This is a genomic window from Pseudomonas sp. TUM25319 (genome assembly GCF_056388475.1).
This window is the reverse complement of record NZ_CM150751.1, coordinates 6,208,507-6,222,180: the sequence shown is the minus strand read 5'-3', so window position 1 is coordinate 6,222,180 and position 13,674 is coordinate 6,208,507. Positions and strand designations below refer to the sequence as shown.

Annotated in this window: 14 protein-coding genes; 9 read left to right on the top strand and 5 right to left on the bottom strand. The window is 64.8% G+C overall.

The window, feature by feature from the left end:
• Positions 1-26: 26 nt before the first annotated feature.
• On the bottom strand, positions 27-620 hold the full coding sequence (locus tag AC05QJ_RS28085) for a cupin domain-containing protein (RefSeq protein WP_476744465.1): 594 nt from the start codon (positions 618-620) through the stop codon (positions 27-29).
• Positions 621-898: 278 nt separating this feature from the next.
• On the opposite strand from AC05QJ_RS28085, the gene glnT reads away from it, so the two are divergent.
• From glnT to AC05QJ_RS28065, 4 genes are all read left to right on the top strand, one after another.
• A complete protein-coding gene (gene glnT / locus AC05QJ_RS28080; RefSeq protein WP_476744464.1) occupies positions 899-2,233 on the top strand; it encodes a type III glutamate--ammonia ligase in 1,335 nt (444 codons plus the stop codon).
• A 125-nt stretch (positions 2,234-2,358) separates the two neighbouring features.
• The gene (locus tag AC05QJ_RS28075; RefSeq protein ID WP_476744463.1) at positions 2,359-3,258 is read left to right on the top strand and encodes a class II glutamine amidotransferase; all 900 of its coding nucleotides are present in this window, start codon (positions 2,359-2,361) and stop codon (positions 3,256-3,258) included.
• 12 nt (positions 3,259-3,270) lie between these two features.
• Positions 3,271-3,945 (top strand): protein glxC, encoded by a 675-nt coding sequence (locus tag AC05QJ_RS28070; protein ID WP_476744462.1) that lies wholly within the window; start codon positions 3,271-3,273, stop codon positions 3,943-3,945.
• Between the two features lie 21 nt (positions 3,946-3,966).
• Positions 3,967-5,292: an FMN-binding glutamate synthase family protein gene (locus AC05QJ_RS28065; RefSeq protein ID WP_476744461.1), complete on the top strand. Its 1,326-nt coding sequence runs from the start codon at positions 3,967-3,969 to the stop codon at positions 5,290-5,292.
• A gap of 90 nt (positions 5,293-5,382) precedes the next feature.
• Here AC05QJ_RS28065 and AC05QJ_RS28060 read toward each other — a convergent pair whose 3' ends face one another.
• Positions 5,383-6,468 (bottom strand): endonuclease/exonuclease/phosphatase family protein, encoded by a 1,086-nt coding sequence (locus tag AC05QJ_RS28060; RefSeq protein ID WP_476744460.1) that lies wholly within the window; start codon positions 6,466-6,468, stop codon positions 5,383-5,385.
• 45 nt (positions 6,469-6,513) lie between these two features.
• Positions 6,514-7,179 carry a DUF7847 domain-containing protein gene (locus tag AC05QJ_RS28055; protein ID WP_476744459.1) on the bottom strand — a complete coding sequence of 222 codons (666 nt, stop codon included), beginning with the start codon at positions 7,177-7,179 and terminating at the stop codon, positions 6,514-6,516.
• 141 nt (positions 7,180-7,320) lie between these two features.
• Here AC05QJ_RS28055 and AC05QJ_RS28050 point away from each other — a divergent pair, with 141 nt between their 5' ends.
• From AC05QJ_RS28050 to AC05QJ_RS28040, 3 genes are all read left to right on the top strand, one after another.
• Positions 7,321-8,049 (top strand): DUF2076 domain-containing protein, encoded by a 729-nt coding sequence (locus tag AC05QJ_RS28050; protein WP_476744458.1) that lies wholly within the window; start codon positions 7,321-7,323, stop codon positions 8,047-8,049.
• Positions 8,050-8,250: 201 nt separating this feature from the next.
• Positions 8,251-8,730, top strand: a complete 480-nt coding sequence (locus AC05QJ_RS28045) for a LabA-like NYN domain-containing protein (protein WP_476744457.1) — start codon at positions 8,251-8,253, stop codon at positions 8,728-8,730.
• Positions 8,731-8,739: 9 nt separating this feature from the next.
• Positions 8,740-9,345, top strand: a complete 606-nt coding sequence (locus AC05QJ_RS28040; protein WP_476744456.1) for a 3'-5' exonuclease — start codon at positions 8,740-8,742, stop codon at positions 9,343-9,345.
• Here AC05QJ_RS28040 and AC05QJ_RS28035 read toward each other — a convergent pair.
• Positions 9,342-9,800 carry an Lrp/AsnC family transcriptional regulator gene (locus tag AC05QJ_RS28035; protein WP_476744455.1) on the bottom strand — a complete coding sequence of 153 codons (459 nt, stop codon included), beginning with the start codon at positions 9,798-9,800 and terminating at the stop codon, positions 9,342-9,344. The two genes, AC05QJ_RS28040 and AC05QJ_RS28035, sit on opposite strands and share 4 nt — an antisense overlap.
• Before the next feature lie 153 nt (positions 9,801-9,953).
• Here AC05QJ_RS28035 and yedA point away from each other — a divergent pair, with 153 nt between their 5' ends.
• Both yedA and AC05QJ_RS28025 read left to right on the top strand, forming a co-directional pair.
• Entirely contained in the window at positions 9,954-10,877 is a 924-nt protein-coding gene (yedA, locus tag AC05QJ_RS28030) for a drug/metabolite exporter YedA (RefSeq protein WP_476744454.1), read from the top strand.
• A 58-nt stretch (positions 10,878-10,935) separates the two neighbouring features.
• Positions 10,936-12,258, top strand: coding sequence for a DEAD/DEAH box helicase (locus tag AC05QJ_RS28025; RefSeq protein ID WP_476744453.1), 1,323 nt, complete (start codon positions 10,936-10,938; stop codon positions 12,256-12,258).
• 118 nt (positions 12,259-12,376) lie between these two features.
• Here the strand turns inward: AC05QJ_RS28025 and AC05QJ_RS28020 are convergent, their stop codons facing one another.
• Positions 12,377-13,615, bottom strand: a complete 1,239-nt coding sequence (locus tag AC05QJ_RS28020; protein WP_476744452.1) for a TIGR03862 family flavoprotein — start codon at positions 13,613-13,615, stop codon at positions 12,377-12,379.
• Positions 13,616-13,674: the final 59 nt, after the last annotated feature.

Here is a 13,674-nt window from a genome sequence, read left to right as displayed (position 1 = left end):
GAGGCCCTGAAGAGCACTAGAGAACTTCAGTCATTCCCATAGTTCATGATCGACAACAATTTGATCGGCACCTGCAGCAGCTTCTCCGGCCCATGGGGCACGTCGCCGTCAAAGGTCAGGCTGTCGCCGGCCTGCATGGGGTAGAGCTGGTTGCCATGGCGATACACCAGTTCGCCTTCCAGCAGGTGCAGGAACTCGGTGCCCGGATGGGCGAAGGTGGGAAACTCTTCGCTGGCGTCATCCATGCTCACCATGTACGCCTCGAAATTCTTCTTCGGCCCGCGGGTGTGGTTGAGCAGTTGGTAGGTGTGGCCTTTCTCGGTGCCGCGGCGCACCACTTCCATGCCTTCGCCGGCCTTGACCAGGATGGCGCTGCCGTCGGGCTGGTCGTACTGGCTGAACAGCTTGGACATGGGCATGCCCAGCACGTCGCACAGGCGGCTGAGGATATCCAGGCTGGTGGACACCTGGGCGTTCTCGATCTTGCTCAACATGCCCTGGCTGATGCCGGCGATGCGCGCCACGTCCGCCAGTTTCAGCTCCTGGGCCTGGCGCTCGCGACGAATCTGCATGCCCAGGTACTGCTCCAGGCGAAGGCGTGGTGGGGTCTCGGTGTTCACGGTCGGTCGATCCTGCTTGTTTTCGGTTCAGGAAAATTAATTTCGCACTGAGAAAGTGCAAAAAAGAGTTCGGCGCCGGGTTCGAGCGCCTGGACTTTCCTCGGATGAAAGAGAGTTTCCCATATAAACAGCAGGCCGGTGCAACGCCGGGGCCATTTCTTCCTGTGTCTTCAAAGCTGGCAAGGAGGTTGCATTCCTGTGGAGAAACTAAATTTCCTGATTGGAATTCCTGCCTGCCTTAATTCGACCGCCTTGCCCTTTTCCAGGAGTGAAGACCCATGTTGCCAGTTGAAACGCAGCGCATCATCGAACAGCACGGCATCAAGTACGTGCTGGCCCAGTTCGTCGATATCCATGGCGCCGCGAAGACCAAATCCGTCCCGGTCACCGGGCTCAAGGCGGTGGCCGAAGACGGTGCCGGCTTTGCCGGTTTCGCCATCTGCGGCATGGGCATGGAACCCCACGGTCCGGACTTCATGGCCCGCGGCGATCTCTCCACCCTGATTCCGGTGCCGTGGCAGCCGGGCTATGGCCGCATCGTCTGCATCGGCCATGTGAACAAGGAGCCCTGGCCCTACGACACCCGTTACGTGCTGCAACAGCAGGTGCAGCGCCTGACCGATAAGGGCTGGACCCTCAACACCGGCCTGGAACCGGAGTTCAGCCTGTTCCGCCGCGATGCCAGCGGCAAGCTGCAATTGGTGGACGCCTCCGACAACCTCGACAAGCCTTGCTACGACTACAAGGGCCTGTCCCGTTCGCGGGAATTCCTCGAGCGCCTGACCGAAGCGCTGCAACCGGTGGGCTTCGACATCTATCAGATCGACCACGAAGACGCCAACGGCCAGTTCGAGATCAACTACACCTACAGCGACGCCATGGAGTCGGCGGACCGCTTCACCTTCTTCCGCATGGCCGCCGGCGAGATCGCCAACGACATGGGCATGATCTGCTCGTTCATGCCCAAGCCCGATCCGAAGCGCGCCGGCAACGGTATGCACTTCCACCTGTCGATCGCCAGCGCCACCAACAAGAACCTGTTCCACGACGCGAGCGATCCGAGCGGCATGGGCCTGTCGAAAATGGCCTATCACTTCGCCGCCGGTCTGTTGGCCCACGGCCCGGCGCTGTGCGCCTTCGCAGCGCCGACCGTCAACTCGTACAAGCGCCTGGTGGTCGGCCGCTCGCTGTCCGGCTCGACCTGGGCCCCGGCCTTCGTCGCCTTCGGCTCCAACAACCGCTCGGCGATGGTCCGCGTGCCCTACGGCCGCCTCGAATTCCGCCTGCCGGATGCTGGCTGCAACCCGTACCTGGTGACCGCCGCGATCATCGCCGCCGGCCTCGACGGTATCGAGCGCCAGTTGGAGCCGGACTTCGTCTGCAACGAGAACCTCTACAACCTGAGCCTTGAAGAAATCGCCGCCCGCGGCATCAAGACCCTGCCGCAGTCGCTCAAGGAAGCCACCGACGCCCTGGCCGCCAACCCGCTGTTCCGCGAGGTGCTGGGGGCCGAGATCGTCGATGAGTTCATTCGCCAGAAACGCATGGAATGGGTGGAGTACAGCCGCCACGTCTCCGACTGGGAGATCCAGCGCTACACCGAGTTTTTCTGAAGCGGCAAGTTTCAAGCTGCAAGCTGCAAGAAAGGGCAGTTCGCGGCGCACACCTTAATCCCGTTCTACACGGACAACTTGCAGCTAGCAGCTTGACGCTTGCTGCCGAACACAGTGAGGCGCTTATGTGCGGAATCGTTGGTCTTTACCTGAAGAAGCCCGAGCTCGAAGGCCAGCTCGGCAAACTGTTCGAACCCATGCTCGAAGCCATGACCGATCGCGGCCCGGACAGCGCCGGCTTCGCCATCTACGGTGACGAAGTGGCCGACGGCTGGGTCAAGCTGACCCTCCAGGCCACCGACGTCGGCTACGACTGGAAACAGCTGATGGGTGAACTGGAAGGACGCCTCGGCTGCTCGCTGGATTGGTTCCAGAACGCCAGCGCCGCCGTGCTCAAGGCCCACAGCGCCGAGGAGCCGGTTCGTGCCGCCCTCGCCGAGCTGGCGCCGGACGTGCGCATCATGAGTGCCGGCCAGAGCATCGAAATCCTCAAGGGCATGGGCCTGCCGAAAGAAATCTCCGAACGCTTCGGCCTCAAAGGGATGAAAGGCAGCCACATCATCGGCCACACCCGCATGGCCACCGAAAGCGCGGTGACCATGGAAGGCAGCCACCCGTTCTCCACCGGTGCCGACCTGTGCCTGGTGCACAACGGTTCGCTGTCCAACCACTTCCGCCTGCGCCAGGAACTCAAGCGCGAAGGCATCACCTTCGAGACCGACAACGACACCGAAGTGGCCGCCGGCTACCTGACCTGGCGCCTGCGCCAGGGTGACAGCCTGAAAGAGGCGCTGGATAAGTCCCTGGAAGACCTCGACGGTTTCTTCACCTTCGCCATCGGCACCCGCAACGGTTTTGCCGTGATCCGCGACCCGATCGCCTGCAAGCCGGCGATCCTCGCCGAGACCGACGACTACGTCGCCATGGCCTCCGAATACCAGGCGCTGGCCAGCCTGCCGGGCATCGACAAGGCGAAAGTCTGGGAGCCCGAACCCGCCACTATGTACATCTGGGAACGTGCCTGAGGAGCCCCGCACATGAAAACCATCGACCTTTCCAGCGCCTCGGTGCGTGAACTGAACCAGACCCTGCACGGTGACGTGCAGGACCGCGAGTGGCTGGTGAGCCACCCGGACGGCAAGCACAACCTGGCGGTGGGCCTGAACCAGGCCGTGAGCATCGATATCCAGGGCCACGCCGGCTACTACTGCGCCGGCATGAACCAGAAAGCCTGCATCACCGTGCACGGCAACGTCGGTGTCGGCGTTGCGGAAAACATGATGTCCGGCTCGGTACGGGTCAAGGGCAGCGCTTCCCAGGCTGCCGGCGCCACCGCCCACGGCGGTCTGCTGGTGATCGAGGGTGATGCCGGTGCGCGCTGCGGCATTTCCATGAAGGGCGTCGACATCGTGGTCGGCGGCAGCATCGGCCACATGAGCTGCTTCATGGCCCAGGCCGGTCGTCTTGTCGTCTGCGGCGATGCCGGCGATGCGCTGGGCGACTCGCTTTACGAGACCCGCATCTACGTCAAGGGCACCGTCAAGTCGCTGGGGTCGGACTGCATCGAGAAGGAGATGCGCGCCGAGCACATCGCCGAAGTAGCCGAGCTGCTCAACCGCGCCGGCTTCGACGAAGACCCGGCCACCTTCAAGCGCTACGGTTCGGCGCGCCAGCTGTACAACTTCAAAGTCGACAACGCATCCGCCTACTGACCTGCGGCGAGGAGTATTCCCATGAGCGAAAAACACACCCCCGTGCTGCGTGAGTCGGCCACCTTCGACCGCCTGACCATCCAGGAAATCCAGCGCGCCGCCGAGACCGGCATCTATGACATCCGTGGCGGCGGCACCAAGCGCAAGCTGCCGCACTTCGACGACCTGCTGTTGCTCGGCGCCTCGGTGTCGCGCTATCCGCTGGAAGGCTACCGCGAGAAATGCGGCACCGACGTGGTGCTCGGCACCCGCTTTGCCAAGAAGCCGATCCACCTGAAAATCCCGGTGACCATCGCCGGCATGAGCTTCGGCGCGCTCTCGGCCAACGCCAAGGAAGCCCTGGGCCGCGGCGCAACCATCGCTGGCACCAGCACCACCACCGGCGACGGCGGCATGACCCCGGAAGAACGCGGCCAGTCGCAGCACCTGGTGTACCAGTACCTGCCGTCGCGCTACGGCATGAACCCGGATGACCTGCGCAAGGCCGATGCCATCGAGATCGTCCTCGGCCAGGGCGCCAAGCCGGGCGGCGGCGGTATGCTGCTGGGCATGAAAGTCACCGAGCGCGTCGCCGGCATGCGTACCCTGCCGATCGGCGTCGACCAGCGCAGCGCCTGCCGTCACCCGGACTGGACCGGCCCGGACGACCTGGCGATCAAGATCGCCGAGCTGCGTGAAATCACCGACTGGGAAAAACCGATCTACGTGAAGATCGGCGCCAGCCGCCCGTACTACGACGTCAAGCTGGCGGTGAAGGCCGGTGCCGACGTAATCGTGCTCGACGGCATGCAGGGCGGTACCGCGGCGACCCAGGAAGTGTTCATCGAACACGTCGGCATCCCGATCCTGCCGGCCATTCCCCAGGCGGTGCAGGCGCTGCAGGAAATGGGCATGCACCGTCAGGTGCAACTGATCGTCTCCGGCGGCATCCGCAACGGTGCCGACGTGGCCAAGGCCATGGCCCTGGGTGCCGATGCGGTGGCTATTGGTACTGCGGCGCTGGTGGCGCTGGGCGACAACCATCCGCGTCTGGATGAAGAGCTGAAGAAGATCGGTTCGGCGGCGGGCTACTACGACGACTGGCAGAACGGCCGCGACCCGGCGGGCATCACCACCCAGGATCCGGAGCTGTCCAAGCGTCTGGATCCGGTGGAGGCGGGGCGTCGCCTGGCCAACTACCTGCGGGTGCTGGTGCTGGAAGCCCAGACCATGGCCCGTGCGTGCGGCAAGTCGCACCTGCACAACCTCGATCCGGAAGATCTGGTGGCGCTGACCGTGGAAGCGGCGGCGATGGCGCGGGTGCCGCTGGCAGGGACCAGCTGGGTGCCGGGGCAGCAGCAATATTGATTTGACAGGGTCTGATCGAAAACGTGTGGGAGCGGCTGAAGCCGCTCCCACCGGTAGTTGTGTTTGCCTGCGAGATCGGTGATCCGGCCCTCAGGATTCCGGCGGCACCGGCAACAACAGCCGTGCCGTCACCGGCAAATGATCGGAAATCGCCAGGGTGTCCTGCTGCACCACCTGCGCCCCCACCCGACGCAGCTTCGGACTGTGGAACAGGTAGTCCAGCGTCCGGTCCGGGCCTTCCAGGTCCGGGTCATTGGGGAAGTGGGTGAGCCATGCCGAACGCTCCGCGCCGGTGGCCTCGGCATTGCCGGGGATCATCGGGTACTTGTCCCACAGCGCATGCAGTTCGCTGTCCGGCGAATAGAACTGACGCTGCTCCGGTTTCAACCGTCGGTACTGCCCCAGCGGCAGCAGGTTGAAATCCCCGCCCAGCAGCCACGGTGTGCCCTGGCGTTCGAACTGGTCCATCTGTTCTTCCAGAGCCCGGACCTGCCTCGCTTGCACATCGTTGCCCTGCACATGCCTGGCCAGTTGCGTATTGAGCACCGCCAGCTGACCGCCGTCGCGCAGTGGCAGGTAACTCGCCAGCACTGCCCGTTGCGGCTGCAGCAGGCGGCTGAGGACGTTGTCGCTTTCCTGCGGCAACTGGATCCGCTGCGCCTGTTCGATGGTGTAGCGGCTGAGGGTGGCGAGGGTGCGGCCGACACTGCCGAAGACGTGCCGCTCGGGCACGAACTCGGCTTTCCACTGGTACGCCTGGGCGGCGCAGGGATAGAGATCGGCGAGGCGTTCGCGCAGCAGGGCGAGCTGGTCCTGGTAGTCGCTGGCCTTGGCGCCTTTGTCCAGTTCCTGGAGCAGGACGATATCCGGCTGTTCGGCGCGGATCACCCGCGCCACTTCGTCGAGGTTGAAGGCCAGGTCTTCGTCGGTGGGACGGGTATCGCCGCCGCGGGCTTCGTCGTACCAGAACACGTAGCGCTTGCCCGCCAGGTACTGGACGTTCCAGGTCATGACCTTGAGTTGCTGGCCCGGCGCCAGCGGCTTGCTCGGGCCGCTGCACGACACCGGCACCTCTTCCAGCGGTTGCGGTTGCCAGCCCGCCTGCCAGGCCAGCAGCCACAGCAGGAGGACGATCGACAGCAGAAGCAGCAGGGCGTTGCGCAGTAGTCGGGTCATGGGCTCGTGTGGGTCAGGGTTGACGGTTGAGCATAGCCCCCGGCATCAGGAACGCACCGGGGACGACTCGCTGATCAGCATGAACAGGCGGAACAGCACCACGGTGCTGAACAGCTGCAGGAAGCTGTTGACCACGCTCACCAGCAACTCCAGCGCCGGGCTGCTCTGCTCGGGCAGCAGTTCCAGGGTGAGGCCGTTGAACAGCCAAAGGGGGGCCATCACCCCGAGCATGCACACCAGGATCCGCCAGAAATTGCCGTTGACCATCTGGAAGCTCTCGCGCATGGCCTGGATCGGCGCACGGCCTTGCAGCACCAGCAGGTACTCGGCGAACACCAGGTTGGTCATCACCCAGATGCCGGGCAGGATGAACAGCGAGATGCCGGCCATGATCAGCAGCGAACTGAGCAGCACCAGCAGGGCGAACGACGGCCAGAGCTGCACGGCGCGGGCCAGCAGGTTGCGCTTGAGCGGCTCGTGGCCGTCGGTGCGGGCGTCGAGGTAGAGGATCAGCGCGGCGCTGTACAGCGGGTAGAACAGCAACCCCACCAGCAGGCCGTAGGCCGGGGAGGCGTCGTCGCCCAACTGGTCGTAGAGCAGTTGGCTGCACAGCGCCTCGATGATCACCAGCGGCAGGCACAGGCCGGCGATGCTGATCAGGTGGCGGCGGAAGAAATACAGGGAGTCACGCAGAACACTGAGCGGATTCATGGGTCGCTATCGAAGGTCAGAGCAAGGCGGACACTTTAGCGCAGGGGTCGAACCTGAACAAAGTTTCATGCCGGGGGTGCATTGAATTGGCCATGCTTGTCCCTATCTTCACTGCAACCGGTAATCCAGAGAGGTCGCGTCATGAATCACGAAGAGCAAACCCTGATCGATGGCCTGTTCGGCAGGCTGCGCCAGGCCGAAGCCGAAGGCGCGCCACGCGATGCCCAGGCCCAGGCGCATATCGCGGGCCTTGTTCAGCAGCACGCCGCCGCCCCGTACTACATGGCCCAGGCGATCCTGGTCCAGGAAGCCGCGCTCAAGCGCCTCGATGAACAGAACCGCCAGTTGCAGGCAGAACTGGCCGAGGCCAAGGCCAGGGCGGCGAATACGGCACCAGCGCCGGCCCAGCAGAGCAGTGGTGGTTTCCTGTCGAGCCTCTTCGGTTCCAGTGCGCGGCCGGCGCCGAGCCAGCCGGTGGCAGCACCTGCGCCGTCGAACGGCGGAGGCTGGCGTGATGGTCCGGGCAGCGGTGGCGGTGTTGCGCCGCAATCCAACTGGGGCGCGCCACCTGCACCGGCACCCCAGGCGGCGCCGGCGCGTGGCGGTGCCAGCAGCTTCCTCGGCGGTGCCTTGCAGACTGCAGCCGGCGTGGCTGGTGGCGTGATGCTGGCGCAAGGCATCAGCAGCCTGTTCCATCACAACTCGCAGCCGGAGGAGATCGTCGAGGTCATCAAGGAAGAGCCGGCTCAGGTCAGCGACCAGGGTGGCTGGAATGACGACAACCAGCGCTATGTTGCCGATAACAGTGATTACGGCAATGACTACAGCAACGATGGCGGCAGCTTCTTCTCGGACGACGATTACGTCTGACGTTCACCTGCTGGCCCATCGCTGGCAACGCCAGCTCCCACAAGGTTCGCCGCGGACCTCGTCGGAGTTGGCGTCCCCAGCGATGAGGCCCTCGAGTCCATCACAGGGCTCATCCCTATTCCCAATCGACTGACGGCCCAGCCTCCGGACTGGCATACTGGCGCCTTTATTGGCTCACGTCCGGTATGAAAGGAGGTAGTGATGAAGAAAATAGCTCTGTTCGTCGACGTCCAGAATCTCTACTACACCGTGCGCCAGGCCTATGGCTGCCATTTCAACTACGCCGCCTTCTGGGCCGAGGTCAGCCGCGACGGCGAGATCGTCGAGGCCTTCGCCTATGCCATCGATCGCGGCGACAGCAAGCAGCAGCAATTCCAGCAGATCCTTCGCAACCTCGGTTTCACCGTCAAGCTCAAGCCTTACATCCAGCGCGCCGATGGCTCGGCCAAGGGCGACTGGGACGTGGGCATCACTCTGGATGTGGTAGACGCCGCCGCCCGGGTCGATCAGGTGGTGCTGGCCTCGGGTGACGGCGATTTCGATCTGCTGCTGGAGCGGGTCATCCAGCGCCATGGCGTCGAGGCCGTGGCCTACGGCGTGCCGGGGCTGACCGCCAACTCGCTGATCCGCGCCGCCAGTCGCTACGTGCCCATCGAGGGCGCGCTTTTGCTCAAGCATTGAGGTCTTTTCGTGGAACGCATCGCTGTCATCGACTTTGAAACCACCGGCATCACCCCGGGCGCCGGCTGCCGCGCCACCGAAGTGGCGGTGGTCATGCTGGAACAGGGGCGCATCGTCGAGCGCTATCAGAGCCTGATGAACGCTGGCGTGCCGGTGCCGGCCTTCGTCGCCGGTCTGACCGGCATCACCACGGCGATGGTCCGCAGCGCCCCGCCGGTGGACCGGGTGATGAACGAGGTAGCCGAGTTCGTCGGCGACACGCCGCTGCTGGCGCATAACGCCGCCTTCGACCAGAAGTTCTGGGACTACGAACTGAGCCGCATCGGCCGCAGCCGCAGCCAGTCCTTCGCCTGTTCGCTGCTGCTGTCGCGGCGCCTGCTGCCGGCCGCGCCGAACCACAAGCTGGGCACCCTGACCCGCTGGGCCGGGCTGCCCGACACCGGCACCGCCCACCGGGCCATGGCCGACGCCGAGATGGCCGCCAACCTGCTGCAGCATCTGGTCGGCGAATTGCGCCAGACCCACGGCGTGCAGCAGCTCAACCATGCCTTCCTGTGCAAACTGCAGAAAGTCCCCGCGGCGAAGATCCGCGAAGCCCTGAGCAAGTACCGCTAAGCCTTTTTCCCGTTGCTCTCCAGTTGCCCCAGCGGCACCCGCCGCTCGACTGCGCTGGAGAGGATGATCGAGGTCTTGCTGAAGCCGAACTGCGCCACGCGGTTGATCAGGTCTTCCAGCTCCGGCATCGAACCCACCGCCGCCTGCATGATCACGCAAGGATCGCCCGTGACCCGATGACATTCGGTGAGCTGGGGAATCTGCGTGAGCGCTTCGTAGGCCTGCTGGTTGCCATGGCTGGCCAGGCGCAGCTTGATCACGCACTGGATCGGCAGGCCGATCTTGCTCATGTCGACCTTGGCCTGATAGCCGGTGATGACGCCGCTGGCTTCCAGCTTCGCCACCCGTTCAGCCACCGCCGGTGCCGAAAGATTCACGGTGCGTGCGAGTTGCGCGAAGGTGGCGCGGCCGTTTTCCAGAAGGGCGGCGAGGAGCATGCGATCGTACTTGTCCATGAGGTCTGCAAGGGGCCTTGTGAAAACAAAGGGAAAAGCCTGGAAGATCCGTTTTTTCGAAAGTCCAGGTGCTCGATAAGCGTTTTTTGAAACTTAATTTTGCCGATCAAGGTTTCTAAACTAACGCCACAACTACTCAAATTCGAGCCCCCCATGTCTGCCTCCCGTCGTTTTCCCTGGTTGCTGATCGGTTCCTTCCTTGCCCTTTACCTGGTGTGGGGGTCTACCTACCTGTTCATTCGCATCGGCGTGGAGTCCTGGCCGCCGATGCTGATGGCGGGTATCCGCTTCGTGGTCGCCGGTGGCCTGCTGTACGGCTTCCTGCGCTGGCGCGGAGTGCCGGCGCCGACCTGGCCGCAGTGGAAAGCGGCGGGGATGATCGGCGTGCTGCTGCTCAGTTGTGGCAACGGTGGGGTGACGCTGGCCGAACACGCTGGGGTTGCCTCTGGCGTGGCGGCGCTGGCGGTGGCGACGGTGCCGCTGTTCACCCTGCTGTTCGGGCTGTTCTTCGGTCACCGCAACACCCGCCTGGAATGGGCCGGGATCGTTCTCGGCCTGGTGGGGATCGCGCTGCTCAACCTCGGCTCGAACCTGCAGGCCAGTCCGTTCGGTGCGGCGCTGATCCTGTTCGCTGCGGCGTCCTGGGCCTTCGGTTCGGTGTGGAGCAAGAGCCTGCCGCTGCCCCAGGGGCCGATGGCCAGCGCCGCGGAAATGCTGGTGGGCGGCGTGGCCTTGTTGCTGGCCAGCGGCCTGAGCGGCGAGCGCATGACCCAGATGCCCACCGCCGCCGGCTGGGGCGCGCTGGCGTACCTGGTGGTGTTCGGCTCCATCGTCGCCTTCAGCGCCTACATGTACCTGCTCAAGCATGTGCGTCCGGCGGCGGCCACCAGCTATGCCTACGTAAACCCGGCGGTGGCGGTGCTGCTGGGCATTCTCTTCGCCGGTGAGCAGATCGGTGCCGAGGAGTGTCTGGCGATGGCGGTGATCATCGGGGCGGTGGTGTTGATCGGCATTCCGCAGTGGCGCCGGGCGCCGCAGCCGCCGGTGATGGAGGCGAAGCTGTCGGGGACTCGGTGAAGCGTGGCCGAACAGGGTAAACTTCGCGCCATTGCACGATTCCCCTGACGGTATTTCCATGACATTCGCCAAACTCGGCCTGATCGAACCGCTGCTGCGCGCCCTCGAAGGCCTGAACTACAACACCCCGACGCCGGTTCAGGCCCAGGCCATTCCTGCCGTGCTGGCCGGCCGCGACCTGATGGCCGCGGCCCAGACCGGCACCGGCAAGACCGCAGGTTTTGCCCTGCCGCTGCTGCAGCGCCTGACGCTGGAGGGCGCCCAGGTTGCCAGCAACTCGGTGCGCGCCCTGGTGCTGGTGCCGACCCGCGAGCTGGCCGAGCAGGTCCACGCCAACATCCGCGAGTACGCCGAGCACCTGCCGCTGCGCACCTACGCGGTGTACGGCGGGGTGAGCATCAATCCGCAGATGATGAAGCTGCGCAAGGGCATCGACTTGCTGGTGGCGACGCCGGGCCGGCTGCTCGATCTGTTCCGCCAGAACGCGGTGAAATTCAACCAGCTCCAGGCCCTGGTGCTGGACGAGGCCGACCGCATGCTCGACTTAGGCTTTGCCGAAGAGCTGCGTTCGATCTACGCGGCGCTGCCGGTCAAGCGTCAGACTTTGCTGTTCTCCGCCACCTTCTCCGACGAGATCCGCCTGATGGCCGGGCAGATGCTCAACGATCCGTTGAGCGTCGAAGTCAGCCCGCGCAACGTCACCGCCAGCACGGTCAAGCAGTGGATCGTGCCTGTGGATAAAAAGCGCAAGACCGAACTGTTCTGCCACCTGCTGCGCAAGCAGCGCTGGAAGCAGGTGCTGGTGTTCGCCAAGACCCGCAATGGCGTGGACCAGCTGGTGGAGCGCCTGCTGGGCCTGGGCGTCAACGCCGACGGTATCCACGGCGATCGTCCGCAGGCCACTCGCCAGCGCGCGCTGGACAGCTTCAAGGCGCGGGAAATCCAGATCCTGGTCGCCACCGATGTGGCAGCGCGCGGACTGGATATCGACGACCTGCCGCTGGTGGTCAACTTCGACCTGCCGATCGTTGCCGAGGATTATGTGCACCGCATTGGTCGTACTGGCCGGGCGGGCAATACCGGTGAGGCGATTTCCCTGGTGTGCGCGGATGAAGTGCAATTGCTGTCGGCCATCGAGACCTTGACCCGCAAGACCTTGCCACGTCATGAAGAGCCGGACTTCATCCCCGATCACCGCGTGCCGGTGACCGATGCCAGCGGGCAGATCCTGAAAAAGCCGAAGAAACCGAAAAAGCCCAAGCAGGGCGGGGCGAAAGGCAGCCTCGGGCGCTGGACCGACAGCGGCGATGCACCGGTGGTGGCCAAGCCGGTACGCAAGGTGCCGGCGTTCAATACCGGGCCGAAGAAGCGCAAGCCTTAAAATCGCTGCTGTTCTTTAGGGCCTCATCGCTGGCAAGGCCAGCTCCCACAGTGTTCGCGTCGCCGCAGAGCCCTGTGGGAGCTGGCCTTGCCAGCGATGAGGCCGGTACAAACCACCCTCAACGCCTGGCAAACCACTCCAGCACACCCAGCCCCGCCTTGCGCCCACTGGCAAAGCACGCCGTCAGCAGATACCCGCCAGTCGGCGCCTCCCAGTCCAGCATCTCCCCGGCACAGAACACCCCCGGCACTTGCTTGAGCATCAAGCCCTCATCCAGCGCTTCGAACTTCACCCCGCCCGCCGTGCTGATCGCTTCGTCCAGTGGCCGTGGCCGTACCAGCACGATGGGCAGCGCCTTGATCGCGGCCGCCAGCCGCTCCGGCTCGGCAAACACCTCGGGCCCGGTCAGTTCCCGCAGCAGTGCCGCCTTGACCCCGTCCAGCCCCAACTGGCTGTGCAGGTGCTTGGCCATGGACCGCGAACCCCGTGGCTTGCCCAGTGCGGCGGTAATCTTGTCCACAGGCTTGTTGGGCAGCAGGTCCAGCAGCAGCGTGGCGCTGCCGTCGCGGTTGATCGCCTCGCGGATGCGCGCCGACCAGGCATATACCAGGCTGCCTTCGACACCGCCCTCGGTCAGGACGAATTCACCCAGCCGCGGTGTTTCGCCGGGCAGGCTCAAGGCGATGTTCTTCAGTGGCGCGCCGGCGAACTTCTGCTTGAGCAGGTCGCTCCAGCCCGCCACTTCGAAACCGCTGTTGGCCGCCTGCAGCGGCGAGATATCCACACCCCGTTCGGCCAGCAACGGCAACCAGGTACCGTCCGAACCCAGCCGCGCCCAGCTACCGCCGCCGAGGGCAAGAATCACTGCGTCAGCGTTCACCGCCAGTTCGCCCTGTGGATAACCGATCCGCAGCGCGCCGTCGTCATTCCAGCCCAGCCAACGGTGCCGGGTGTGGATAACTACCCCGGCGTCGCGCAGGCGCTTGAGCCAGGCGCGTAGCAGCGGCGCGGCTTTCATGTCGGTGGGGAAGACCCGGCCCGAGGTGCCGACGAAGGTGTCGATGCCCAATCCGTGAATCCAGGTCCGCAATGTGTCGGCGTCGAAGTCTTCCAGCAGCGTGGCGATCTCGTCGCTGCGCTCGGCATAGCGGCCAATGAACGCGGGCTTGGCCTCGGAGTGAGTGATGTTCATGCCGCCGACGCCGGCCAGCAGGAACTTGCGACCCACCGAGGGCATGGCGTCGTAGAGATCGACCTGCACCCCGGCGAGGCTAAGGACTTCCGCCGCCATCAGGCCGGCGGGGCCGCCGCCGATAACGGCAACGTGGGCGGGGGGAGTGGCGGGGGAATCGGTCATGGCGGCGGCAGGCTGGGGATAAAAGAGCCGGGCATTCTACCGGACTCGGACCCCGGACG

What these genes read in the sequence shown, in the direction of transcription:
- AC05QJ_RS28050 (WP_476744458.1), top strand. Translation starts at nt 7,321, where the DNA reads ATGAATCACGAAGAGCAAACCCTGATCGATGGCCTGTTCGGCAGGCTG.
- glnT (WP_476744464.1), top strand. Translation starts at nt 899, where the DNA reads ATGTTGCCAGTTGAAACGCAGCGCATCATCGAACAGCACGGCATCAAG.
- yedA (WP_476744454.1), top strand. Translation starts at nt 9,954, where the DNA reads ATGTCTGCCTCCCGTCGTTTTCCCTGGTTGCTGATCGGTTCCTTCCTT.
- AC05QJ_RS28055 (WP_476744459.1), bottom strand. Translation starts at nt 7,179, where the DNA reads ATGAATCCGCTCAGTGTTCTGCGTGACTCCCTGTATTTCTTCCGCCGC.
- AC05QJ_RS28075 (WP_476744463.1), top strand. Translation starts at nt 2,359, where the DNA reads ATGTGCGGAATCGTTGGTCTTTACCTGAAGAAGCCCGAGCTCGAAGGC.
- AC05QJ_RS28020 (WP_476744452.1), bottom strand. Translation starts at nt 13,615, where the DNA reads ATGACCGATTCCCCCGCCACTCCCCCCGCCCACGTTGCCGTTATCGGC.
- AC05QJ_RS28065 (WP_476744461.1), top strand. Translation starts at nt 3,967, where the DNA reads ATGAGCGAAAAACACACCCCCGTGCTGCGTGAGTCGGCCACCTTCGAC.
- AC05QJ_RS28060 (WP_476744460.1), bottom strand. Translation starts at nt 6,468, where the DNA reads ATGACCCGACTACTGCGCAACGCCCTGCTGCTTCTGCTGTCGATCGTC.
- AC05QJ_RS28070 (WP_476744462.1), top strand. Translation starts at nt 3,271, where the DNA reads ATGAAAACCATCGACCTTTCCAGCGCCTCGGTGCGTGAACTGAACCAG.
- AC05QJ_RS28035 (WP_476744455.1), bottom strand. Translation starts at nt 9,800, where the DNA reads ATGGACAAGTACGATCGCATGCTCCTCGCCGCCCTTCTGGAAAACGGC.
- AC05QJ_RS28025 (WP_476744453.1), top strand. Translation starts at nt 10,936, where the DNA reads ATGACATTCGCCAAACTCGGCCTGATCGAACCGCTGCTGCGCGCCCTC.
- AC05QJ_RS28045 (WP_476744457.1), top strand. Translation starts at nt 8,251, where the DNA reads ATGAAGAAAATAGCTCTGTTCGTCGACGTCCAGAATCTCTACTACACC.